Below are 26,325 nucleotides of genomic sequence, written 5' to 3' on the forward strand. Positions count from 1 at the left end.
GGTGCCAGCGTATAATGGTAAATAAGTCAATAATGAATTTTGGCTAAAAAAGGGTAACTCAAACTAAACCTTCCGTTTTCCATTTTTTTGAAAAGGATCAACTATCACAGAACAATATAAAAGGACTCTTCTACGACGTGAAAGGATCTTGCGTTTTCATACTACAGAGGTACCGCCTAGTAAATACAACTTTTTCTTCACGTATTATTCGTACTTGCAGGACAAGATCCATTACGCTGGCACGCGAGGTCTAAAGCCTCAGGCACAATAAACAATGTGATCTAACGTCCTAGAGGAGTCCCTGTTTTAACCTTCTAAATTTAACTTCTAATTTTTATATCTTATATGTTTTATACATAGGATTTATAAATTGGTTGCTTTGATTATTATAAATAGATTTTTACTTTCTAAGCCGATTGGTGGTAAGTTTCAGACGCTACGAACTTTTCATAAAAACGTTTTATATTAGGACTATGCAGCTTTTTATATAATTCATTGTATAAACGATAATTCCCCTGGTTAGTACGGTATAAAGTATTGTTTCGGATCATTGAAAAGGCTAAACGTATCATACGATTCCCTAATGCCACGTATGCTTGTCGGTGGTGTTTCCCACGTTCTTTGAACGCTTTGTACCTTTGATTCATCTCTGGGTTATTATGGGCCAATGATCTCCCTACTTGGTAAACAATATTTCTAAATTGCCTTCTTCCTTGCTTTGAGACTCCATAGTAGGAAGGATTTCTGTCGCCTGACTGCTTGACAATTGGATTCGTTCCAGCCATCTTGATTAATTGCCCTGCATGATCAAAATCCGATATATCGCCCATTTCCGCAAACAATTCAGCACCAGTCACAACACCTATTCCAGGGACGCTTAGGAGAATTCCACCGTCGGTTTCAATGAAAAGATCCTCTATCCTTTTCTCTAGCTCTTTAATATTCCTATCGAGTAAATCAAACTGATCTAACTTTTGGTTAAGAAGAAATTGTTCTGATTTTACCAATTGTTTTCCTCTTGAAATGGAGTTTTGAGCGAAATCTAGTAATATATCAATACTTTCATCTCGTATTTTGAGATTATGATCAACAGATACTTTGCGTAGCCCTTCGGCCCCAAGAGTAAGTATATCGCTAGGATGTAAATAATGGCGCATGATAAACCGTGAGGTTTTCCCAAAGAGATCCGAAAAGGGTTTCACTTTTTCTCTTTTTCCATCGACCCATACACTTTTTCCTTGAAACTCTCTAAATATATGATCAATATAAGACCTTATTAAATTCTTCATTGTAGACATTTCTTTCACTAATTCACGGCGAGCACGTGTTAATTTTTGTAGTTCACGTATCTTTCCGCTCGTCAAATCGGCGAATGTACCATGTCCATTTATTAGTACTTGGATGATAGCCATGAGATCCAGGTTATCTGTCTTCGACCAATTTAAAAGTGCTTCTCGTTCCTTGGCGGTAGTCGCTGAATTAATGATACGAACATGAAACCCTGCAAGATGACAATGAAGAACTAGGTCCTCATAGTAATGCCCTGTTGTCTCCACTCCGACTACAATCTCCTTCTTGCCATATTCTTTTTCTATTTTGCTTACTAGTTCCTTGACCCTTTCAATTCCCGTAAGGGATGCATCGAACTCAAATGGGCTTACAATGATTTCCCCAAAATAGGTACTAACCATCCCTTTATGGGTGTACTTTGCTGCATCCACTCCCACTAATAATATATTCTCTGTTCCTACGTCTTTAATAAACTTAGCCCATCGACTTCCATTTTTCCCTTGAATGTGTTTGAATATAGAATGAGTCATCGTTTTCTCTCCTTTGGTTGGGATAGTATATTAGAAGTTCTGTGATAGGTACTTCTATACTACTAGAAAACGGTGACCTTTTTTATTATCTTGATCTATTTACTATACTAGGCACCTGTCGATTCTGTCTGTGTCATCTTTTTGTCTATTAATCCTTTTAAATGTAATTGTCATAATTCGTTCAACAAATTGGGGGAACCAAACCATGAATGAAAAGGATTTACGTGTGATTAAAACGAAAAACAGCCTAGAAACGGCAATGATGGAATTACTGAGGGACAAACCCCTTGAAAAAATTACTGTCACAGACCTTTGTAAAAGGTCAGGGATTACAAGGAAGACATTTTATCTCCACTACGAAAATGTGCCAAAGTATTTTGAAGAATTCGTATGTCAATTGTTGGACGAAATGGAAGAATCATTACAGAAAGCAACGGAACATCATCTTCAATCGGAAAAGCTGGAACCGCAGATGATTCATATCTTTGAGCATGTATATAGGAATAAGGAGTTCTATCAGTTCATATTTAATAGTCAGTCTACCTTTACTTACTATGAACTGTTTTTTGAAAGAATCAGATCAATCTTTTTACATTCAATCGAGTCTACAGCAGAGCACGATGAATTAACCAGATATGAAATTGCTTATCATTCGAACGCCATATTGGGGATTATTTACGAGTGGTATCAAGAAGGATTTCAAAAATCAGTAGATGAGATGAATCACTTATTAATAAAAATCTTAAGAGTATAAATAAAGAAATGGATCAGTTATACGTGTGAAAATAATCTAACAGGTACGTTTCATACTTTATCTGGAAATACATGCAAAGCATCTGATAGGAGATGCTTTTTTGTTTTTATATCGGTGTATAATTATCAAATTTTAATAATTATTTATTGTAATTCGATAAATAGTGAGGTAATATTTATTTAATAGGCAATGTTAAATTAATGTTGATTTTAATAAACGGTTGATTGTAGCGAGGGTCCTGAAGCGAAAATCAACAAAAAAATATAACAGAGCCATTTAATAAAATAGTGAGGTGGTTTTATGCTGGAACGGGGATCAACATTTTTGTTAAAGGCAGCTATTATATTAATTGGTGTCACAGTAGTTGGCTTATGTATATTTTGGCTGCCGTGGATGGCGAATCAGTCCGCTGAAATGTTTCCGGAGTATGCTTATTTAAAATATCCTGTCCTCATTGGCTTGTATGTTACGGCGATACCATTTTTTTATGCACTATACCATGCTTTGAAAATCTTGCGGTTGATAGATAAAGATAATGCTTTTTCTGTCATGGCCGTGAAGAGACTGAGTTTAATTAAAATATGCGCTTTAACCATTTGTGGTTTATATGTGTTTGGAAGCATTATTCTAATTACTCAAAATGCCCTCCATCCTGGGATTGCAATTATTGGTTTTACAATCATTTTTGCAGCAGTTGTTATTGCGGTATTTGCAACAGTTCTACAGAGATTATTGGAAAACGCCCTCGATATTAAAATGGAAAATGATTTAACGGTTTGAGGTGATAGTAGTGGCAATCATTATTAATATTGATGTGATGCTGGCAAAGAGAAAAATGAGTGTGACGGAATTATCAGAAAGAGTGGGGATCACCATGGCTAATTTATCCATCTTAAAAAATGGAAAGGCAAAAGCGATCCGAGTTTCCACTTTAAATGCCATATGCGAAGCACTGGATTGCCAGCCAGGAGATTTATTGGAATATAGAAGTGACGACGTGGAGGCAGAGGAATGAGATACGAGAGTTTTGGTTTGATGAAGATAGGAGTAATAAAGTCAACACCTGCGACTGAAGTGACGAGGATTATTGTCCGTTTACTAAAACTTCAATAGTGATTTAAGAGTAAAAATGTTGACGAAACAAAAATATTCGCTATAATAAAATTAATAAAAAGTTTGATGAACAAATATAGGTTCATCTTTCTTTTTAATCCAATAGTCAAAGATAGTCAAAGTCAAACACGTTGAAGCATAGAAGCAATCGTTCGTTCGATGAGTAACAGATGATGTTACACAACGATTTAATTTATCAAACTACATGTGATGATTCATTACTTTTTTTATAAAACATTAGTCAAAGTTAGTCAAAGTCAAACATTTCAAAGGATAGAAGTCATTCATTATTTTTTTGATTCATTAGTCAAAGTCAAACACACCTTAAAAACAAATGTAAGAATCAAATATGGATAGGAGGAATTGTTCATGATATGTGAAAAATGCCAAAAAAATAACGCAGTGGTTAATTTACTTACAAGAATTAATGGTCAGGAACACAAGGTGAAACTTTGTTCCACATGCTATGAATCCATCAAACAGCCGTTTAACTTTTATGGATCATTTGACGACCTATTCTCTCCTCAAACAGGAGCACATGATTTTTCAAATGAAAATAAGCACCATCAAAGGCCATCCAGAGGGAACCCACCAGGAAACGGTGGTTTCTTAGATCAGTATGGACGTAACTTGACGGAGGAAGCGAAGCAAGGACGTATTGATGCTGTGATTGGACGGGATAAGGAAATTGAACGAGTCATTGAAGTCATAAACCGCCGCACGAAAAATAATCCAGTGTTAATTGGGGAGGCAGGTGTTGGGAAAACAGCGATAGTGGAAGGACTTGCCCTGAAGATCTCCGAGGGGAAAGTACCGGTAAAACTCCGAAATAAACATGTGTACACCATAGAGCTGAATTCCCTTGTGGCAGGGACAAGTTACCGTGGGCAGTTTGAAGAGAAAATGGAGCAGCTCGTCAAAGAATTGGAAGATCGAGAAGATGTCATCTTATTTATTGATGAACTGCACATGATGGTAGGGGCAGGAAGTTCGCAGGAGGGAAATATGGATGCGGGGAATATTCTCAAGCCTGCTTTAGCAAGGGGAAGTCTCCAAATGATAGGAGCAACAACATTAAAGGAGTACCGTGCCATTGAAAAGGACCCTGCTCTCGAACGACGCTTTCAGCCAGTGAAAGTTTCTGAGCCGTCACCTGATGAAGCATTGGAAATTCTGAAAGGAATTCGTCCCGTTTATGAAGCTTACCATGATGTGAAATACAGTGATGAGGTTTTGAAAGCATGTGTCCAGTTATCCCAACGATACATTCAGGATCGATTCTTGCCGGATAAAGCCATTGACTTAATGGATGAGGCTGGTTCAAAGGTTAACCTGGATCTGGGAGAAACAGATAAAGTTAAAATCGAGGCGCGTCTGGAAGAAGTAAAGAAAGAAAAAGATATGGCAACTGCGGAAGAAAATTATGAAAAAGCAGCAAAACTTCGAGATGAAGAAAGTGAATTAAAGGAACGTTTATCCCAAACGGCACTAACAGGAAATAACGAGGTTACCGTGGAACTCATTCAATCCATTATTGAAAAGCAGACAGGGATTCCTGTATCTAAACTGGACGAAGCAGAACAACATAAGTTAAAAGATCTTCAGAAACGATTGGCTTCTAAAGTCATTGGACAGGTGACAGCGGTGGAAAAAGTAGCGAAAGCCGTCCGACGGGGCCGTGTGGGATTGAAAGCTAAAAATCGTCCAATCGCTTCCTTCCTATTTGTTGGACCAACTGGGACAGGTAAAACTGAGCTAACCAAAACATTGGCAGAGGAATTGTTCGGCTCTAAAGATGCAATGGTCCGTCTCGACATGAGTGAATTTATGGAAAAACATGCGGTTTCCAAGCTGATTGGATCCCCTCCAGGTTATGTGGGACATGAGGATGCTGGTCAATTAACAGAAAAGGTACGCCGCAATCCGTACTCTATCATTTTAGTAGATGAGGTGGAAAAAGCACATCCCGATGTTTTGAATATGTTCCTTCAAATCATGGAGGATGGGCGATTAACTGACAGTCAGGGTAGGGTAGTCAATTTTAAGGAAACGGTAATTATCATGACATCCAACGCGGGCGTTGGACAGAAAAAGAAAGATTCCTTAGGTTTTACATCAACAGGAGAATCTACCGCTATTTCTGTTTTGGAGAAACTGGCTGATTATTTTAAACCAGAGTTTCTCAATCGTTTTGATTCCATCGTCGACTTTAACCATCTGGAAAAAGAGGAGCTTATCGCGATTGTTGATATTATGGTTTCTGAAGTAACGGAAAAGCTCAAAGAACATGGTATTAGCATGAGTATCACGGATATGGCGAAAAATAAAATTGCCGAATTGGGATATCACCCAGCATTCGGTGCCCGTCCTTTGCGCCGAGTAATTCAGGAACAAATAGAGGATAAAGTGACAGATCTGATCATTGATGAAGGTCATCTTGATTCCATTTCTGTGGATGTGAAAGAAGATAAAATCGTTATAGAATGATCTCTCTCCCTGAAAAGATGGATGGCATGATCACATACCTCCTTCCAAGTCTATTTAAGTTTTGCAGAATGTGATACGGGTAAAACTATATGTGAGGATGTTCTAAGGAGGTTTTCAGATGATTGCACTTAAAACAAATCAGTTAGACGATGTTATTGAGGTGGAGGTCAATGGTAAGATCACAGCACAAGAGATAAAAGAGTTTGAAGATTATTTTCAGATGAAAAAAGCAGATAACGAAAAAGTAAAACTTTTGCTGGTGATTCGTGATGTGAGGTACTCATTGCAAGGAGTGTTAGAAGATTTAAAGTTTGATATGAATCACTGGAGGAGTTTTAAAAAAATTGCCGTTGTCAGTGAGAAAAAGTGGATCGAAATCGGAATGAAAATGGCGGACTATTTACCAGGAGTAAAAGTAGAACATTTCCACATGGAGGAACAAGAAAAGGCGAAAGCGTGGTTAGAATAGGATAGGATTCCTGTATTCCTATGGCTAGAACCAGGAATCACGGATTCAGGCTTATCTGAGTAACGGAGAAAAATCCATCGATGAGTTTCTATAGTGGCGCATACTTTAAAATAGGCACCGTCAATCTAAGGAGAGGGAACTGAAAAAGTATCTTACAACTTTTTCAGTTCCCTCTCTAAGGAGCAGCTACAGCCTAATCTAAACACAATAAGTGACCACTAATAGTAGAATAGTAGCACAATCCATAGCTGACGCCGTGGTTTGTGCTACTATTTTTATAGGAATGTAAATACCTTTTAGAACCTATCGGCTTTCGCTATGGGAGTTGTCAGCCTGTGTTATATTTCTCCTGGGAGACAGTGTTTATTGCAGGGGCAACCAATGAGATTTATAAACACCGTCTTCCATATCCACATGAAATATCAATGGATGCTCTTGGTTTTTAAATATCATTTTTACACCAATATCACTTTTGTTTTCCCATAGAAAAAAACGGTACATGGTGATCAGTTCGTCTTCTATCGTATCAGATAAATTGGTTGTACCATCTGATTGGCTTGTCATTTCTTCTATGAAGTGCTCTTTTGATTCATAAGGAAGGTACTTCTCCTCTTGAAGATGGAGCTCATACAACGTCTCATAGTCCCGCAATTGTTCCGTATAGTAATATAAAGTAACAAATTCTACTGGTTCTAGTCCTAATAACGCCTCAGGAGAATGATTTTCCGCAAAAGATTCGTACACTTCCTTTATTTTTTCCGTTAGGGGGAAAGCGCCTGCCTCGTGTTGGGAAGGAATGGTGTCATAGACCTCAAAATCAGTTCCAGTAAAAGTGATAATATAACTAGCAGCCCTCGTCTTTTGTTCCAGTTTATCCCCATAGGCCAATTGAACAAAAATGTCCGGTTCGGCACGGCTGAACTGCACTTCGAGAATTTGGAGCGATTCGAATTCTACCGTTTGTTCATAAAAGTCTCTGATTGCTATACTCTCATCCATGTCATCTGCAAGAAATCCGAACGTTTGGATGTCGTCCAAATCCCCATTCTTGGCGGCCATAAGGTAATGAAGGAAGGAACGGATTGCTTTTTCATCAACATGATGCAGTTCCAAATCGTTTTGTACATTAATCAATGATTCCCCCTCTACGAAAGGCTTTGCTGGGATTTTTTCTGTAGTTGTCTCCTCCTCCATTCCATCATCATCATCCTTGGCCTCATCTTCTGGTATCACAGGTGTGCCTGGAGCTGTTTCACTACTTGTCCCTCCGGGGAGCATATTCTTCACAGTGTCTAGTCCAGAAGAGGTGAACAGAAGGAACAATATGAATGCAGAAACTAAAGCAGTTGTAGCTATCTTTGCTGTGAGAAAAAGAGAGTCTTTTCTCTGATTCATCTGCGCCTGTTCCCGTAACCTTGCTTTAAGACGATCTTTCATGTCTGTAGTAGGTTCCCGATCAGGATGTTCCCGCAAGATGGTTATTAGTCTTTCATTTTGATTTTGCATCACTATATATCCCCCTTTCAGTAGGTGACAAAATACTTTGGAGCTGCTGAATCGCCCGATGATAGTCCACTCTTACTTTTGATTCTTTCCAATTTAAAATTTCGGCAGTTTCTTTAATACTTACTTCTTGGATACCCCTTAAAATAATGACATTTCGGTAAGCGGGCTTTAAGGAAGTAAGGGCATCCACGACTTCCTGCCAGTCTTCCTTCATGTACAATTCCGACTCGGGAAGGCCTTCCTTTGTAATTTCTTTTGATAAAAACAAATCAGGGATGAATTTCACTATTTTTTTTCTTCGGTAATGATCAATTGCTGTGTTCTTGGCAATTGAAATAATCCATGTCTTCACCTTGGATTGGTGATTAAAGGTGGGTAAAGCTTTCATGACCTTCATGAATGTTTCTTGTGTCAGGTCTTCAGCATCACTTTTGTTGTTAGTAAAATAAAGGCAATACTGATAAACATCTCTGTAGTATATTTCACAGAGGGAATCAATGTCTTCTATGGAATATCTGGTGTCCCTCCCCAATGTGCTTCCTCCTTTTTTGGTATTCTAATACGTTTGTACCATATTAAAATTGTCTTCTAAAAGATAAGTCGAACGAAAACAGAAAATGTTTCAAAGGGAAAAAGATATTCCTCCCGAAGCAATTCGACAAGAATACGACAAGTGCCTGTCACCTGTCGTATTCGACAAGTGACAGGCACCTGTCATATTTTACTAAATATAATACTTAAGTATTACATACATCTTGAGAATATTATGATATTTATTAAATGTTCTTATTTCATGAGATGGGTAAAGGGAGAGTGTATGAATGAGGGGATTAATGAGTTTCATTCTATTTGTAAGTTTAATAATGTTAGTTGCATGTGGCGGAGATAGCGAATCTGAAACGAATACGGAGGCGCTGGACAGCGAGAATGGAGAGCAAACGGACAGTGGCGAAAAAGAATCAGAGGAAAAAGAAAACGGAAATTCCGACGAAAGTAAGGAAGAGGAAGAGGACACAACCGCAACCTCTAATGAGCCGTCAGCAGATGATGTGGAGGGAATTCTGCTAAAGTCCGCTGAGGCCATGGAAGATATTTATAGTTTTGAAACAATCGGAAAAGTGGTGGACGAGTACCGATTTTTGGGGATGGATGCATACGAAACTAACACGATAGAAATGAAAATGGTTATGCTTGGGACTCCGATGATGCATACGGTAAGTGAAGAAACAGAAATGTATGTTGTTGGAGACGAGTATTATGTACTGAATTATGAAGATAACACGTGGCTATACATTGAAATGGATATTGCCGGGTTGTTTAATATTGAAGACATGTATACATCGATGGGTTCCGAACAGTTGGATGACTATATAAGTTTAAGTGATGCTTTTGAAGCAACAGATAATGGAGATCATTTTCTCCTTTCTTTTACTGGCACAGATGATGATTTTAAGTCGTTTGTGGAAGGAACAAATCTGGTAGATATGGAGAATTGGATTTTTGAAGTGAGTGATAGTATTTCTGGGTCAGGAACATATGAAATCTTAATAGATAAGGCAACGTATTACATGACGGGATATAATCTGGATTATGATCTCTCAGCGGCAGGAAGGGATATGTGGCAGAAGTATAAAGGTAGTTTTAGGCACACAAATTTTAACGGATTCGATGAAATAGTCGTACCAGAATCCGTAAAAAATAGCGCTGTGAGTATGCATAGCAGATGATCAATTTAACGTTTGAAAATTGATTACTTCTATAGAAAAAAACAGACCTTAGTATGCAATTATGGAGCGTGCTAGGTCTGTTTTTTTAAAATATATGTTTTCTTATCACGTCTAATTCCTTTGACGAGCCTTAACTACACTTATAAGCCTCAAAATACCATGACGGACAGGACGTCCTAATATCGGGCATGCCACAGGACGTGGCGTTTTGCCCGATGAACGGACACTCTTCTATGAAATATTCGGAGAGAAAGACACATAGTTGTATACCGATTCTTGATCATTCAGTACTCAGTGCAACAGTGACTAAAATGTTGGTCTCCCATTCATTGTTTTAATCTGATACCATCCGTTCTATCTCCACTACCGATTAAATTAAAGGAATTTACAAGTATAGATAGAAATAATATTAAAATGAGAGGTCGATTTTTTCCGATGGGGTTGTTGTTATCTGTTATATGGACAGCGTTTCCTAGGAAAGGTTCTTTATTCAGAGGTCGGTTAGTGGAGGTGTGGAACATTGGACGAAAGAATAGAGTATGAAATACTTGATCGAATATCAGATGCTTTCTTTGCAGTGGATGGAGATTGGAAGATTACATATTTCAATCAGGAAGCAGCAAAAGTTTTAGGCAGGGCAAAAGAAGAAGTCATACATCAAAATTTATGGGAAAAATTTCCTGAAGCGGTAGGGAAAGAAGTTTATCATCAATACCATAAAGCAGTGAGGGAACAAGTCCCAGTTTTCTTTGAGATGTATTGGTTTCCCCGCAAAATGTGGTACAGTGTCCGGGCTTATCCATCTGAAAACGGTCTGTCAGTATACTTTCAGGATATAACCAATCAGAAACGGTTAGCATCAAAACAGGAAGAACATTATAAATCATTATTCCACCAAAATCCTGTAGCTGTCTTTTCCTTTGATTTAGATGGAAATTATTTAAGTGTGAATCCGGCAATGGAAGAGCTACTTGGTTATAAAGAAGCGGAATATTTGTCCATGTCGTTTATCCCGTTAGTAACTGATGCAGAGATTGAAAAAGTGAAAGGCTTTTTTATGCAGGCGGCAGAGGGAAAGACACAGCATTATGAAACAGAAGCTTTACATAAAGATGGTCATGTAGTTTTAGTAAAAGTGACGAATATGCCTATCATTGTAGAGAACAAAATCGTTGGTGTTTACGGGATGGCAAGGGACGTGACAAAAGAAAAGAAAACCGAGAAACTACTATTTGAATCAGAAAAGCTAACTGCTGTGGGCCAACTTGCCGCATCAATCGCCCATGAAATCCGAAACCCTCTAACCACCATCAAAGGTTTTTTGCAGCTCATAAAAAACTCCAATGGGGAGACAAAAGAGGAATATTATTCGATTCTTTCTGATGAAGTAACAAGGATTGAGTTGATTACTGGGGAACTCTTGGTTCTGGCGAAACCGCAGGCACAAGACTTCCAACAGGTTAATATAGGGAAGATGTTAGAGGATGTCATTACTTTATTTAGTCCGCAGGCATTGATGCAGCATGTGGAAATTCATTGTGAGATACCAGAAATACCTTTTGTGAATTGTATTGAGAATCAATTGAAACAAGCAATTATTAATGTTGTGAAAAATGCTATTGAATCCATGCCCCAAGGTGGTAACATTCATATAAAGGTAAAAGCCATGGACGGGTCTGTTCACATTATGGTGAGAGATCAGGGATGCGGAATACCAAAGGAATTCCTCGATAAAATCGGTTCCCCATTTTATACGACAAAAGAAAAGGGGACCGGTCTTGGAATGATGACGACCCTTAAGATCGTCCAAACTCATAATGGTACTCTTGAAATCGCAAGTAAATCGAATCAAGGGACCACCGTGAAAATAACATTACCCATTTCATGAGGAATGAATTAATGACAATGGAAAAGGAAATCGGTGTGACTGCCCCTACATACGCACTTGTCCGTATGTAGGGGCAGTCTTTTATTTGATGAGAAGAATTAGCCGCATCCATTCGTTCAAAACGTGGTGATAAAATTCCCGATGACCGCATTATATTCGAATCCCCTTCCTTCCACGAGTGTTTACTCTGGTGGTATCACATGAACGATGATCCCCTGAATACACCGAGTTACCACAACGGACAGGACGTCCTAATATCGGGCATGCCACAGGACGTGGCGTTCTGCCCGATGAACGGACAGGACGTCCTAATATCGGGCATGCCACAGGACGTGGCGTTCTGCCCGATGAACGGACAGGACGTCCTAATATCGGGCATGCACAGGACGTGGCGCCTTGCCCGATGAACGGACAGGACGTCATTCTATTCTCATAGAGAAAATTAGGAAAATCCGCACAGATGAAAAATATGTTACGATTATTTAATAAACTAGATTCCTATGAATGAGAGTGGGTGCGTCAAGTTGTTAAAAATATCGCCGTCGAAAGCCGCAAGTTATTTTTATCACGAATGTGAACGGTACTTATATTTGAATGCGTTGCCTAAAAAGGAAAGAACAGCTTTAGGTGTCACGGAGCAAGTAACAATCAGTTCCCCCGTCCTCACCGGGGGCGCAAACTGGGAGGAAGAGGTTGTTAAGATCCATCTTAAAGATAAAATTAAGATCCCAGAAATGGATATGGAGAAAATACCATTATCGGATCGTTTTTTTACCCCTGAAGCATTTGTAGAATGGTTAAAGAATCCCATTGAAAAATATATATATCAACCGACCATGACGGTTCCAGAATCGTTTTATACATTGTACAACATTGATCCCACGAAACTAATGTTTTCCAATTGCCGGCCGGATTTAATAGAATGTATCAAAACCAAAGAAGAACGAATTTTTAGAATTATAGATATTAAATCCTCTAATGCCCTCAAAGTATCTCATAAAGTTCAGGTGTCGTTTTACGCTCTTATTTTGGACACGCTTCTAAAGGTACATGATATCGAAGGTCGAGTGGATTTTTCACAAGCAGGTGTTTGGATTTATAAGCAAGAACAGCCGGAAGTGCTTTCGATCGAAAATATTGTACCGTACTTAACGCACTTTATGTCACATACCCTCCACGACATTGCAGTTACCAAGTTTGAGGACTTATTTTGGCATCTGGAATTTAAGTGTGAATGGTGCTCCTTTTTTGATTTCTGTTTAAGTAAAGCGAAAGAGAAAAATCACATCTCTTTACTTCCTTATTTATCTAATCAAGCCGGCAGGTATATTAAAGAAAATAAGATCCCATACAGTCTGAATGATATGGCAGACTTTATTAAAGGGGATGAAAATAGATCGGTATTGGAAAAAAGTTTTTCGTTAAAACAGAGGTTAAAAAGATTACACACACAATTAGATTCCTTTGCAAGCGGTGAGGTGTTGAGCTATAACAGCTATTCATCCAGTATGCCATTTAATGAAAGTATCCAATTGATTCTGACCGTGCAAAAAGATCAAGTGTCTGGTGAAATATTTGCTTGCTCCATCTATCGGTTGAAAGGGATGGAATTGTTTGGGACAGGCAGTGAGCTGAAACATTTTACAGCGGCGAAATTTGATGAATGTGAGCAAGGGAAGCGGGATTTCGTGGACCATTTATATACGATATTGTCCATGATTCATCATTATAATCACGGAAAACAATGGAGTGACCAGCTGTCTGTTCAAACCTATGTGACGGATAACTATGAATTTAGCAATCTTATCGAAATTCTTCAAGGATTATTAACGATTAATGATTATCGTGAGAAGGCAATGAATCTATTATTTCATTTTCATAGTGATGTTTTGTCCCAGTCCGATGAGCACCCAGAAAATGTTGTCCCTTTTCCAGTGATCATTTTAACATCAACTGTCAGCCGTTTATTTGCAGTTCCAGCAGAAGTGGCCTTAAAGTTGGAGGATCTGTCTTTGTATGTTGGATCAAAAGGAGCTTTTAAATATCAGTATCAGCGGAAGGACTACCTTGCCAATAGGCTGTCCAATGTCATGAAATCGGACCTCATCTATCAAGTGTGGGAAAAGGAAGAATCGGAAAAACTGGAGTGGATTGAATCGGACCTGAAAGGGAGATTATATCTGGCGAGCAGTGTCATCGACGGTATCCGTAACTTAGCGAAGGATGATAAGGGGAATTCATTCTTATTTGCCTGGCCGGAAAAATTTCAATTTCCTGTCCCATATCACTATAAGAACGAGATCGTATCGAAACTTGCCTTTATGACTCAATACGAGTCCACTCTGGCTTATTTAGATATAAGGGAGCGTCGGTCAAAATCCCTTGACGAAAGGCTCACAGATGGAGATTCATTACGGCTTAAGTACATTGGGGAAAAAAAGTTTGAGCTGCTTAACAAAGAAGTTTTATTTGATATAAACTTTTCGGAGGCGTGGGTGCTAACAGAGGATAATCACTTTGGTGAACAACAGCAGTTGAAATTTAAAGATTATCCTTACCGAAACAAGTTTTATGCGCCGAAAAACTTGGAACTTTATCTTGCCAGTATTGGGGAACACCGGCATGAAGATGATCGGGTCATCCTTGAATTGGAAATCGTTGGAAAGGTTAACAAATTTGATCTGATCCCAGAAAGGAACTATTTATTGTCTGTCCGTTTTACAGACTGGACGAGCGGACGGGTGTTAAACGGTTTAGGGGCAATCGATGCTGGGAATGATGTAATGCTTAAGTTATTACAGAATCCAAACGGTTATCGGAAAAAATTCAAGGCGAACTGGGAAGAGAAAGTGGTAGACACCCTAATTAAGCAATCCGGTCTTACTCCAAGTCAATCAAAGGCTTTTCGAAGTTTTTTAAATTATACTTTAACGGGTGTATGGGGGCCCCCAGGGTCAGGGAAAACCCACTTCATTGCAACCGCCCTTCTTCTGTTAATAAAAATTTATGAAAAGCGGGGAAAAAGGTTAAAGATACTGATTTCAGGGTTTACTCATAATGCAATTGAGAATGCTTTAGTGAAGATCCACCAGCAAATGACAATGGAGAATGTGAAGATAGGTAAACTAAAAAAGATTCAAACAGAAAAGGCACGTGTCGTGGAAGAAGTGGATGATCGGCAAATCAGTCATTGGCTGAATGATGATAAGCACGTTATCCTCGGTGGCACATTGTATAACACTCAGAAGGTTTATGATAACGGGTGGTTAGCGGAGAAATTCAATGTGGTTGTGGTAGATGAGGCATCCCAGGTGAAAACGGCAGATTCTTTATTGGCCCTAGCCCATGTAAGTCCAAAAGGAAGAATTATGATTGTGGGCGATCATTATCAATTACCCCCTATTATTCAAGGGGAGTATTTGAGCAATGACGGTGAATTAAATGTCTATGACTCTATTTTTCAATTAATGATAGATCAAGATCCTAAACAGGAGATGATAAGTAAGCTGGAAGATAATTTTCGTATGAACGAGGTGTTATGCCGATATCCGGCAGAAAAAATCTACGGTCCAAATTACACTGCATTTAATACGGAGATTTCAACCCAGAAAATCAGTCTCCAGCCACTGGAAACCGAAGTGGAAGAGTGGGTGAAAAAGGTGGTGGACCCGGATTATCCGTTAGTCCTTTGTTTGTATAATGGTGTTCAAGAGACACAAGAAAACCAGTGTGAAGCCGATTGGGTTGCTGCTATAACCAAAGTTCTAAGGGCAAATCTATTAAATGGGATTAAGGAAGTGTACGAGGATTCGATTAGTGGGGACAGGGATTTTTGGAAGGAAGGACTATTTATCATCTCTCCCCATAATGCGCAAAACAGATTAATTCGATCAACCCTTGAAAAGGAAGGGTTACGTCCTGACTTTTTTGTTGGGACGGTAGATAAGATGCAGGGGCAGGAAAGTGCCGCAGCCATCATTAGTTACGGAGTTTCTGACTTGGAATTAGCCATAAAAGAAGGGGAGTTTCTATACAGCTTAAATCGACTGAATGTCTCCTTGACAAGGGGACAAAAGAAAACCATTGTATTTCTCTCGAGGAAACTCATCTCCCCATCCCTTGAAGTATTAGGAAATGAAGATTACAGCAATGGTGTGGATTTTATGATTAATCTTGAAAATTATGCAAAGGTAAATGGTGAGCTTGAAACGATCGACCATAATGGAATTGCCATGGATGTTTATCGTGTGAAATCGTAGACTAGTCAGAATAGTCATGGCCTGATTGAAAAGCGCAGGTTATGACATTTAAAGGGAGTGGAAATGGATGCGTGTTCTTCAAAATGCAAACTTAGAACAGCTTATTGAAAAAAGACAAAAATGGATTGACGCAAACCGTATGAATGGCTTTAATTTTGATCACATTTTAGTAGGACTATATAGTGATGCTTCTCATTTTATCTATGAAATTCTTCAAAATGCAGAAGATGCTGGTGCGTCCACGGTCTCCTTTGAACTGTTCCATGACCGATTGGAGATTATCCATAATGGGGTTGATTTTAAGCATAAGGATATTGACTCCATCACTAGTATTGGAAATAGTACGAAAAAGGATGATATTAACAAAATTGGGAAATTCGGAGTAGGGTTTAAATCTGTTTATGCTGTGACGAAATCCCCTTATATTTTTTCCGGTGACTATCATATAAAAATTGAAGACTTTATTTTTCCACGGGTATGTGATGGTGAAACTGCTGGGGAAGGAACGACGAAAATTGTTTTACCCTTTAATCACGAGCAACGATCCGAAGAGGAATGTTTTACCCTTGTGTATCACCGATTAAAAAACTTAGGATTAAGGACACTTCTCTTTTTAAAGAGCCTTAATGAAATAACATGGAGGTGTGAAGAAGAAGAGGGAAGATATTCGAAAAGCCTCTTGGAGGAGCAAAGAGAAGTTCATCCTTGCTGGCGGAAGGTAAGACTCCACTCAGAGGATGAGACTTTTGAAACGTATATGGTATTCGAAAAAGATGTCCAACTAACGGATAAAAAATTATCGGTGGAGGTAGCGTATAAATATAAACTGGATCAAGAAAATCAGTTTCATTTTATTCCGGAAAAGGATTCCAAGCTAGTTGTGTTTTTTCCCACTGAAAAAGATACGTATCTACATTTCGTGATTCAAGGGCCGTATAAGACAACACCTGCCCGGGATAACATTCCGTTGGAAGATGAGGTGAATCAGGAGCTAATCTATGAAACGGGGCGGTTAATTTCAGAAAGTATACTGAAAATCAAAGAGATGGGTTTTCTAGATGTGGAGTTTCTCTCCGTTTTGCCGTTTGATTCGGAACGAGCAGAAATTGATCCATTGTATCAAGCGATTTTTACATCCGTTAAGCAATTATTTTCTTCCGGGGCAAAGCTGTTGCCAACAAAGGAGAAGACATTTACATCGTGTCAGGAGGCTTTACTGGCAGAAGTAAAAAGTCTGACAGACTTATTGGCTGAACGTGATAACGATTTTTTGTTCGACCGAATGCATTGGTTATCCCCTTCTATTACTGAAAATCGTACGAGGGATCTTTGGTATTATTTGCGGGATGATCTAAATATAGAAACGGTAGATTATATTAGCTTCGCCCGTGCCATTTCTTCAGAGTTTTTACTGCGGAAAAACGAAGAATGGCTTATGGAGTTTTATACAAAGCTCATTGATCAAACGAATCTGTGGCGAGATTCGGAGTACCGATTCCGAAAAAAAGGTGTATTGAGAAGTAAGCCTTTCGTTAAAGTGGCAGATGGAAGATTTGTAGCTCCTTTTGATGAGGACAATAATGTGCAAGTATACATGCCTTCTTCTCTCTATGATTCTTCCCACTATCAAATTGTTGATCCAGCGTTACTAAAAGATTCTAATGTTAAACGGTTCTTTAGCTTGCTCGGGTTAAAGGAACCAGATCTTTTAGCCGAGGTAAAGGACCTTGTTTTGCCAAAATATCAAGAAGGTTATCTGCCGGATGATTATGAAACAGATATGAAGAAGATATACAAAGCATATGAAAAGGTACCTTCTGACCAAAAAGAGGGCTTTTTAACTCGGTTACGGGAAACACCATTTATCCTTTGTAACAATAAAAAGGGAGTTTCTTCCTATAAATTTCCTAGTGAAGTCTATTTTCCAACGGACTCCCTCCGGGCATATTTTGCGGACAATCAGGATGTGTTTTTTCTCGATGACATTCTCCTGGACAGGAAGTTTCAAAAAACATATATCACGTTTTTAAAGGATATTGGTCTTCACTTCAACGTCAGATTTATTCGTCTAGATAACACATTGACAGATGAGGAGAAGAAACAATTACGGTTAGAGAGTGAATGGAAGGATGCAAAAATTTCCTATAGGGGAAACGTGGTAGATTTTGATTTAGAAGGATTAAAGGAACTATTCCAAGAGGTGACACTGGAAAAATCCAAAGCTCTATGGAGCATGCTGAACTTATATATTGAGGAAGTAGGCAGTCAACTCTTTGAATCCAAGCTTACGGGGAAATACACGTGGTATTATCGAAGAGAAAGGTGGGCCTTCTTTGAAGTCTATTTTCTAAAACAGTTAAAGAGTACACCATGGTTATTTGATAAAAAAGGAAATTGCAAAAAAGCGAGTGAGTTGTTTAAGAATGATTTGCATGATGAGTATGAGATTACGAGTGAGACGGAAGTGCTTATTAACGCTTTAATGTTTAAGCCGGATATTGAAAAGGTCTATATGGAACAATTGTCCGAAGACGAACAAAAAAACTTTAAGAGATTCAAAGAATTACAGGAGAATGGGATGTTTGAAAAACTGCTGGCGATGGTGGAAACGGTACCTGCAGAAGAAGTCTCTGAGGACGACAGCGGCATAGGTATACAGGGTCAAGAACGAGAAGAGTCCCAAGATGGGAAACAAGGAGAGACCGTTACGGATACGGACAGTGGGAAAACCACGTTGTCCGACCACATACAACAAATAGAGATCACCGAAGAAAATTCTATGGGAGAGGATTCCGAAAAGATTGTACTAGTGGAAGAAAATGAAGAGGACAGGGAATCTGAAATAGTAGTTGAGACCCCTGATCATACCGAAAAAATTAATGAATCTGAGCCATTTGAAATGACTAAAGAAACTTCGCAAGATAACGGTACCGTAAAGGAGATCGCCACAGGATCTGACACTAACTTACCAGGTGTCAACACTTCTGTTGTTGACGGTAGTGGGAACTCAGAGGGTGATTTTTCTAACCATCTACCTGCTGTATCTGTCTCAGCTGAGGAGGAAGAATTGGTCGACGATGACGATGATTTCGAAGATAATGATGGGTATAATGCAGGTTTAACTAAAGGAAATCCTTCTACAGAAACTAGTAGTGGTGTGAAGAATACAGGTGCCGCCTATTCTGACTGGTCTCCTGAAATTAGAGCGGAATCCGTGGTGTCACCTATTAAGAAATATACCTTTGAATCCAGCACCACTATTCACATGAGTAAGGAAGAGGATATGATATCGAGCAATGACACGGCGAAACATACTTCTCATTTAGAAGAATTTCCCGCCGTTACAGTAGATGCCGAAGATAGGGAGTATGCAACAACAGAATTCGCAGATCAACAATTCCAATTCAGTCCTGAAAAGGCAAAGGAAATTGGTGATTGGGGTGAAACAGTGGTCTTCAATTCTTTGCTTAATAGCTATAGAGAAGTAGGGGATGTTCAGAGAGTAGAGCATGGTTTCCTCGTGAAAACCTCGGATGGCAGAGAAATAAAAGTACTTTGGTTAAATCAAGATGGGAACCTTGGAAAAGGGTTTGATTTCCAAGTTTCAGAGAATGGCCAAATAATGAAATACATTGAGGTTAAATCCAAAGTGGTAAATGAGCCTGAACTTATTGGAATATCAGGTAACCAATGGGAGGTTGCAAGAGCGCTTTATAAACAAGGTGAGGGAGACAAATACTGTATTTTTGTAGTTAGTAACACTGGAACGGAGCAAGCAAAAATAAAGGAACTATCAAATCCATTTAAACTCTGGCTGGATGGGCGAATATTTGCACACCCGGTGAATTTGAAGCTCTGATATCAACGGATAAAAAAATAAATCGGTGGCATAGGCAAATGGTATGATTATGCCTATGCCACCGACCAACAACGGACGACTGGATACCTTCTGAATCCAAGTCCCCTGATTTTCCCCTAAAGGGTGCCGCCTCCATCCTCCATCTTCAATACATTAGAGGAAGGCTAGACCTTGTACAATAACGAATAATAAAATAATAAATATGACAAAAGCAACTCTTAGCCCTTTTGATTTTTTCACCGATTCGTTGGATGAGGTTTCCTCTTCGTCTTCGGCTAAAACGGGGGATGTTTCTAGTTGTGCGAGAAGTTCCCGTGCAGTCTCCAGTTTTTCTTTGTCTACATAAAGGTCAATGCCATAGCTCGTTTCCCCCATATAAATGGCCAGATAACCTCCTGCTTCCCGGTAGTTCTTGACGGTCGCGATATGATTTGTTTCGAGCATCGCCTCTAGCATGTTAGCTTCAATCTCACTGGATGCGGTGGTCAAAAATTCAGTATCCACAAATTCCAACCGTTGTGGATCTTCTTCAGGTGGTTCGCCATCATTTAAGTCTACATTGCAGTCTTTACATATCTTCATATGATCAATGTATTCTTCATGGCAGTTTGGACACCAAGGCATCTGGATCACTCCTTCCAATTTTTTTATACTAAGGTAATTTATATGTTCTGAAACCTTCGGGCATGTTGTTTAGCTCCAACGCTTCTATTGTATCACTTAAGGTAATTATACAAGGACGATAAAACAACTTCCATCCCATTAATTGTGGGAGTTGGACCGGAGATAAGTCTACTGTTCAATTAGTTCATAACCATATTCTCGGATTACACGACTGATAATTTGCCTCACTTCATGCTTGGTTGTATCAAATGGGACATCCAGTTCTTCCCCCGACTCCAATATAAAAATATATTCTTCAACAGAACTAACGCCGCCTTCACTGTTCGTTACGCGGATCACTTTCTCAATGTCATCCCAACTATGCTCAGCTTCAGAAAAACTAAAAAGTTCACTATAATGAATCCCTTCATCGTCAAAATAATAATAGTTTGAGATACTTAGTGCAAAAATAGGAAAAGATAAGATCAATAATAGTCCGTATACCCATACATTGCTAATTACCCTATCCCTGTTTTCCATCCATACCTTCACACTTAAAAACGTAATGAGTATGATTGGAATCCATAACATGCCTGCACCAAACATGAAATAGGCCGAGGGAGGGGCGGCAAAATACCAATGGGACCTAGAGAAAAAGAAAATGTCCTGTAATACCATGAGAAATACGACAGGGAGAAAAAAAGCAGATAAAATCATCACGATACTTGTTACGATAATGACGGAGCCGATTACTTCATTATCGGCATGTTTAATAGATGGTAGTTTCATAAGTGCCTCCTGGGTTGTCTTACTGTTCACTATTTGTTTACGAAAAAAGAAGAAAAAAGTTTCTTCAAATTGATGAATTGAATAAAGGTTGTCCCTATATCACCGAATTGAAAAAATATTTCAATATATCAATTCTATCAGTCCACTTCCCCCTTGGCAAAGGAACCATTGAAGGGAAGACAGGAAGATGTGTCGAATAATATAGTATTAACTTGAGGCTATACATTTTTCAAAACTTAGGAAAGGTTGATACGACAATGGAAAACAAACCGTTAATCACTGTGATAGGAAGTATTAATATGGACATGGTGACAATGACTGATAAAGTTCCAGTTCAAGGAGAAACTCTACTGGGGGAAAGTTTTAAAACCTATCCAGGTGGTAAAGGGGCAAATCAGGCGGTTGCTGCAGCGCGCTTGGGAGGTAGAGTCCAAATGATTGGGAAGGTAGGGAATGACGCTTTTGGTGATGAGTTAAGGAACAATTTAAACAAAGAGGGCGTTTCTGTAGATTGTGTGGAAGCCTCGAATGTGGGATCTGGTGTTGCCACCATCATACTATCAGATAACGATAATCGGATCATTGTAATTCCAGGTGCCAATAATGAAGTTACTCCGGAGTTTGTAAAAAAATATGAACAAAATATTTTGGCAAGCAGTCTTGTCGTTTTACAATTTGAGATTCCAGTGGAGACCGTGAAGTTTTGTTTACAGTTATGTCATGAACATCAAATCCCTGTCATTTTAAATCCTGCCCCAGCGAGAAAGATGGAGGAAGGTGATTGGATAAAAGCAACGTACATCACTCCAAATGAGACAGAGGAAGAGGATTTGTTTTCCCATCTTCGCGAAAAAGATGATGTTTTATCAAACAAATTGATAGTGACAATGGGAGATAAGGGAGTAAATTACATAAAAGATGGAGAGGTGAGAAATGTTCCTGCCTATAAAGTAAATCCTTTGGATACAACCGGTGCAGGGGATACATTTAACGGAGCATTAGCAGTGGCTTTAGGGGAAAAAATGGAGCTCCGTGCTGGATTAGAATTTGCCAACGGTGCTGCCGCATTGTCTGTTCAACGGTTTGGAGCTCAAGGGGGAATGCCCACACGTGAGGAACTGGAATTATTTTTAAAGAGTAGGAGGGGAAATGAATGAAAAAACATGGAATATTAAACAGAGATATAGCTCAAGTATTGGCCAAACTGGGGCACACAGATAAGATTGTAATTGCAGATTGCGGGTTACCTGTCCCAGCTCATGTTCCGTGTATAGATCTTTCAATAAAACTTGGGTTTCCATCTTTCGAGAGTGTTCTTGATGAAGTATTAAATGATATGGTCGTAGAAGAAGCCTTTTGTGCAGAGGAAATGGAGGGGAAGAATAAAGAATTATATAACGAGATCAAATTGAAACAGTTCCCAATCCGATTTATGGATCATGAAAGTTTTAAGGTGAAAACACATGAGGCTAAAGTGATCATTAGGACAGGTGAAGCTACTCCTTACGCCAATATTATCCTTTCTGCAGGGGTGTTATTTTAAAAATATGATTTAATGTTTGATTCAAAGTTTGCTTTAGGGAGGAAGGTAGTTTAAAAAAGCACCTTCCTCAAGAAAGGAACTTTCCTTTTGATCATCTAAGTTTATTTCATAAATGCTAACATATTAGTGGTGTAAAATAATCAGATGTTCTTTTTATATGTGAGTAAATCCTTTATGGAAATTAATTTTAACTTATGCTTTTCTGCAAAGGTCATTAATTCGGGCAACCTTGCCATGGACCCATCTTCATTAATAATCTCACAAATAACTCCAACTGGACTTGCACCACAAAGAGTTGCGAGTTCCACCGCAGCTTCTGTGTGACCTGGTCTTTCTAGTACGCCTCCATCATTGGCAATAAGGGGGAAGGTGTGTCCGGGTTTTTTGAAGTCCATGCCACTGGTTTTAGCTGAAGTCAAAGCTTTTATTGTATCTGCACGTTCCATTGCTGAGATCCCGGTTGTATTGGTAATATGATCAATTGAAACGGTAAAAGCAGTTTTGTATTGTTCTGTATTTTCTGTAATCATTAAAGGTAAATTTAGTTCTTTAGATCTTTTGTAGGTGATGGGGGCACAAACAAGTCCCTTACCGTATGTAATCATAAAATTGATCATATCAGATGTTATATAATCTCCGAGGCCTAAGAGATCGCCTTCGTTTTCCCTGTCTTCATCATCAACAACAATAATCATTTTTCCTTGCTTTAAATCCTGAATTGCTTCTGTAATGGAGTGGAACATATGGCACCTTCCTTATATATAAGAATCTAAATTCATCTTAACATGTTTTTAAAAGTACTCGATAAATAAAAGCTATTCTGTATTTAATAAACGTATATAAAGTTTGTCAATTATCTATAAACCCTGTACAATTAATTTGATAAGTTTTACATAAATATCTTTTTTTACATAAATCTGTTGTGAAGTGGTGAGGGTAATTTGAAAATTAAAGATATAGCTAAACTTGCCAATGTATCTGTATCAGCAGTATCCTTGGCTCTCAATGGAAAGCCTGGTATAAGTGAAGCAACTAGAGAAAAAATTGTAAAAATATCTCGGGAGCATGGATATACTACACGCTCTATAGCTAAGAAAGAAGAATATATTTCCTCTAAAGTGGTGAAGTTTGTAGCTTGCACTGGTGCTAGTATCGTTTCCGAAAAATATGAAACACTTCCATTCTTTACTGAGTTAATTCATGATTTCAGTGAAAAAATAAAGGAAAAGGGTTATTCCTTAATGGTTTCAACAATAAATATTCAAGATTTTCATAAAGAGATAAGTCTACTGGGTGATGATCCAGCAGGAAATGGAATTATATTACTTGGAACTAACTTAAATTATGAACAAATATCGTTTGCAAATGAAAAAATTAATAATTTAGTTGTTATTGATACTTGTTTTGAAACATTAAATGTAGACTTTGTAGTCATGAATAACTTATTAGGAGCCTATCTAGTGGCACTTTATTTAGTTGAAAATGGTCATACAAGTATTGGTTATGTGGAATCTGATTCCCGAATATATAATTTTGATATGAGAAAACGTGCCTTTTATCAGGCTTTAGATGAAAGAGGTTTGACAATTGATAAAGAGTACATCTTTAAAATTAAGCCAACGGATATATCTGCACAAGATAATTTTATAAAACGCATTGATAACCTTTCGACACTTCCAACAGCATTATTTTGTGAGTGTGACTATATGGCAATTAGCATCATTAAAGCATTATCGGAAGTTGGGATCCATGTTCCACAAGACATATCTGTTATTGGATTTGATGATATAAGAGAAGCCCAGATTATCCATCCTGAATTAACAACCATCCATGTACCTAAGTATACAATTGCTTCTATGGCGGTGGAACGTTTAATTGAAAAAATAGAAAACGAAACAAAAGACAGTTTAAAAATCCTTGTAGATACTGATTTGGTCGAAAGAAACTCTTGTAAGCGTTTGGACTGATGTTTTAAAAAAAATGATGAAGGCTTGAGCATTTAATTGCTCCAGCCTTCTATTTTTATTTAACAACTATCTTTTCTATTGCCATTTTCCATCCGTTATAGTAAATATCTCTATCCTCATCATTCATCATAGGCTCAAACTTTTCATCGTTGTGTGCTAATAATTCAAGCTCATCCGTTGAACTCCACATGCCAATACCCAAACCAGCTAAATAGATAGAACCCATAGAAGATAATTCTGGGACACCAGAAGTAATTACCAATTTATTTAATATACCAGCTTGAAAATTCATAAGAAAAAGGTTTTTAGTAGCCCCACCGTCAACTTTCAGTTGGGTTAATTTAATATCAGATTCGGTTTCCATTAGATGAATAATGTCCTTTACTTGATAAGCGATACTTTCAACTGCAGCTCTAATGAAATGTGATTTTGTTGTGTTTCTACTGATTCCTATGATTGCTGCTTTAGAGGAAGGACTCCAATAAGGAGCACCCAAACCAACAAAAGCAGGAATTAAATAAACTCCCTGATTATCAGGCAGAGAATCAGCAAGTGATTCAACCTCATCAAAACTTTGAATTAATTGCAGTTCATTTTTTATCCAATTGATGGTATCACCTGTACTGTTTATTATTCCTTCTAAAGCGTAATTAATTTTTCCGTTAAGTCCCCAGGCTATCGTGGTAACTAAACCATTCGTTGCTTTAATAGGTTTGCCAGTGTGCATCATTACAGACGTACCAGTACCATATGTGGCTTTTGCAGAACCCATTTCAAAGCATTTTTGACCAAATAAAGCGCCTTGTGAATCCCCTATCACTCCGGAAATGGGTAAGGAGTGAATTGACAAACTTTCATCTTCTATATAACCAAATATACTATCAGAATTTTTTACTTCACCTAACATGGATTCTGGTATATCAAAAATCTCCAGTAAGTCTTTATCCCATTCTAGAGTATAAATATTATATAAAAGGGTACGACTTGCATTCGTATAATCCGTTGCGTGAATTTTGCCAGCGGTTAACTTCCAGATGAGCCAACTATCGATAGTTCCCACTAACAACTTTCCTTGGTTTGCCAGGTATCTCGCGTCTTTCACATGAGATAGAATCCAGGAGATTTTTGTGGCAGAAAAATAAGGGTCAATGGTTAAACCAGTTTTTGTTTGAACCAATTGTTCAAATCCCTTTTCTTTCAGTGTTTGACAATCTGCAGTTGTTCTTCTGCACTGCCAGACAACGGCATTGTATATGGGCTCTCCAGTTTCTCTATTCCACACAACAGCGGTTTCCCTTTGGTTAGTGATGGAACAAACTTTTATTTCATGGAAACTGACGCCAGATTCTTTGATAACCTCATCTATGAGAACTTTTACATTCTCATAGATTTCTTTAGGATCATGCTCAACCCAACCTGGTTTCGGATATATTTGCTTGTGTCCCTTTGATTTTTTATGAATAATCATTCCTTCATTATTCACTAGTAAAACTTTGGTTCCTGAAGTACTTTGATCGACACCAAGGATGTAGTTACTCATG

General features: G+C 38.4%; 18 protein-coding genes and 1 pseudogene. 12 read left to right on the plus strand and 7 right to left on the minus strand.

What is annotated here, in order from left to right; translation table 11 throughout:
• Nucleotides 1-407 precede the first annotated feature (407 nt).
• Nucleotides 408-1,820, minus strand: a complete 1,413-nt coding sequence (locus tag KS419_RS05645; RefSeq protein WP_217065051.1) for an IS110 family RNA-guided transposase — start codon at nt 1,818-1,820, stop codon at nt 408-410.
• Between the two features lie 205 nt (nt 1,821-2,025).
• Between KS419_RS05645 and KS419_RS05650 the strand changes: the two genes are divergently transcribed.
• The 5 genes from KS419_RS05650 (at nt 2,026) to KS419_RS05670 (ending at nt 6,643) form a co-directional block, all read left to right on the plus strand.
• Nucleotides 2,026-2,574: a TetR/AcrR family transcriptional regulator gene (locus tag KS419_RS05650; protein ID WP_217065092.1), complete on the plus strand. Its 549-nt coding sequence runs from the start codon at nt 2,026-2,028 to the stop codon at nt 2,572-2,574.
• 303 nt (nt 2,575-2,877) lie between these two features.
• Nucleotides 2,878-3,354 carry a DUF2975 domain-containing protein gene (locus KS419_RS05655; RefSeq protein ID WP_217065118.1) on the plus strand — a complete coding sequence of 159 codons (477 nt, stop codon included), beginning with the start codon at nt 2,878-2,880 and terminating at the stop codon, nt 3,352-3,354.
• Nucleotides 3,355-3,364: 10 nt separating this feature from the next.
• Entirely contained in the window at nt 3,365-3,589 is a 225-nt protein-coding gene (locus KS419_RS05660; protein WP_217065093.1) for a helix-turn-helix domain-containing protein, read from the plus strand.
• Between the two features lie 467 nt (nt 3,590-4,056).
• The gene (locus tag KS419_RS05665) at nt 4,057-6,174 is read left to right on the plus strand and encodes an ATP-dependent Clp protease ATP-binding subunit (RefSeq protein ID WP_217065094.1); all 2,118 of its coding nucleotides are present in this window, start codon (nt 4,057-4,059) and stop codon (nt 6,172-6,174) included.
• Between the two features lie 118 nt (nt 6,175-6,292).
• Entirely contained in the window at nt 6,293-6,643 is a 351-nt protein-coding gene (locus KS419_RS05670) for a SpoIIAA family protein (RefSeq protein ID WP_217065095.1), read from the plus strand.
• Nucleotides 6,644-7,006: 363 nt separating this feature from the next.
• Here the strand turns inward: KS419_RS05670 and KS419_RS05675 are convergent, their stop codons facing one another.
• Both KS419_RS05675 and KS419_RS05680 read right to left on the minus strand, forming a co-directional pair.
• The gene (locus tag KS419_RS05675) at nt 7,007-8,152 is read right to left on the minus strand and encodes a hypothetical protein (protein ID WP_217065096.1); all 1,146 of its coding nucleotides are present in this window, start codon (nt 8,150-8,152) and stop codon (nt 7,007-7,009) included.
• Complete coding sequence (locus KS419_RS05680; RefSeq protein ID WP_246593669.1) at nt 8,133-8,681, minus strand: RNA polymerase sigma factor; 549 nt, start codon at nt 8,679-8,681, stop codon at nt 8,133-8,135. Before KS419_RS05680 ends, KS419_RS05675 begins: the two co-directional genes overlap by 20 nt.
• Before the next feature lie 289 nt (nt 8,682-8,970).
• Here KS419_RS05680 and KS419_RS05685 point away from each other — a divergent pair, with 289 nt between their 5' ends.
• The 4 genes from KS419_RS05685 to KS419_RS05700 all read left to right on the plus strand — a co-directional run bounded on the left by KS419_RS05685 (nt 8,971) and on the right by KS419_RS05700 (nt 19,882).
• The gene (locus tag KS419_RS05685) at nt 8,971-9,876 is read left to right on the plus strand and encodes a DUF6612 family protein (RefSeq protein WP_217065097.1); all 906 of its coding nucleotides are present in this window, start codon (nt 8,971-8,973) and stop codon (nt 9,874-9,876) included.
• Between the two features lie 520 nt (nt 9,877-10,396).
• On the plus strand, nt 10,397-11,764 hold the full coding sequence (locus tag KS419_RS05690; protein ID WP_217065098.1) for a PAS domain-containing sensor histidine kinase: 1,368 nt from the start codon (nt 10,397-10,399) through the stop codon (nt 11,762-11,764).
• 524 nt (nt 11,765-12,288) lie between these two features.
• The gene (locus KS419_RS05695; protein ID WP_217065099.1) at nt 12,289-16,023 is read left to right on the plus strand and encodes a bifunctional RecB family nuclease/DEAD/DEAH box helicase; all 3,735 of its coding nucleotides are present in this window, start codon (nt 12,289-12,291) and stop codon (nt 16,021-16,023) included.
• Nucleotides 16,024-16,090: 67 nt separating this feature from the next.
• Nucleotides 16,091-19,882 (plus strand): sacsin N-terminal ATP-binding-like domain-containing protein, encoded by a 3,792-nt coding sequence (locus KS419_RS05700; protein WP_217065100.1) that lies wholly within the window; start codon nt 16,091-16,093, stop codon nt 19,880-19,882.
• A 153-nt stretch (nt 19,883-20,035) separates the two neighbouring features.
• On the opposite strand, the gene KS419_RS05705 is transcribed toward KS419_RS05700, so the two are convergent.
• Nucleotides 20,036-20,506 (minus strand): putative signal transducing protein, encoded by a 471-nt coding sequence (locus KS419_RS05705; RefSeq protein ID WP_217065101.1) that lies wholly within the window; start codon nt 20,504-20,506, stop codon nt 20,036-20,038.
• Between the two features lie 168 nt (nt 20,507-20,674).
• Nucleotides 20,675-21,274, minus strand: coding sequence for a hypothetical protein (locus KS419_RS05710; protein ID WP_217065102.1), 600 nt, complete (start codon nt 21,272-21,274; stop codon nt 20,675-20,677).
• A gap of 257 nt (nt 21,275-21,531) precedes the next feature.
• On the opposite strand from KS419_RS05710, the gene rbsK reads away from it, so the two are divergent.
• Nucleotides 21,532-22,431 (plus strand): ribokinase, encoded by a 900-nt coding sequence (gene rbsK / locus KS419_RS05715; protein ID WP_217065103.1) that lies wholly within the window; start codon nt 21,532-21,534, stop codon nt 22,429-22,431.
• Nucleotides 22,428-22,817 carry a D-ribose pyranase gene (rbsD, locus tag KS419_RS05720; protein WP_217065104.1) on the plus strand — a complete coding sequence of 130 codons (390 nt, stop codon included), beginning with the start codon at nt 22,428-22,430 and terminating at the stop codon, nt 22,815-22,817. Before rbsK ends, rbsD begins: the two co-directional genes overlap by 4 nt.
• Nucleotides 22,818-22,963: 146 nt before the next feature.
• Here rbsD and ribB read toward each other — a convergent pair.
• Nucleotides 22,964-23,560, minus strand: a pseudogene (gene ribB / locus KS419_RS05725) (3,4-dihydroxy-2-butanone-4-phosphate synthase); the annotation flags it as partial.
• Nucleotides 23,561-23,758: 198 nt separating this feature from the next.
• On the opposite strand from ribB, the gene KS419_RS05730 reads away from it, so the two are divergent.
• Nucleotides 23,759-24,784, plus strand: a complete 1,026-nt coding sequence (locus tag KS419_RS05730; RefSeq protein ID WP_217065106.1) for a LacI family DNA-binding transcriptional regulator — start codon at nt 23,759-23,761, stop codon at nt 24,782-24,784.
• A gap of 55 nt (nt 24,785-24,839) precedes the next feature.
• Here KS419_RS05730 and glpK read toward each other — a convergent pair whose 3' ends face one another.
• Nucleotides 24,840-26,324 carry a glycerol kinase GlpK gene (glpK, locus tag KS419_RS05735; RefSeq protein ID WP_217065107.1) on the minus strand — a complete coding sequence of 495 codons (1,485 nt, stop codon included), beginning with the start codon at nt 26,322-26,324 and terminating at the stop codon, nt 24,840-24,842.
• Nucleotide 26,325: the final 1 nt, after the last annotated feature.

The organism is Evansella tamaricis, from assembly GCF_019042215.1.
Taxonomy (GTDB): Bacteria; Bacillota; Bacilli; order Bacillales; family Salisediminibacteriaceae; genus Evansella; species Evansella tamaricis.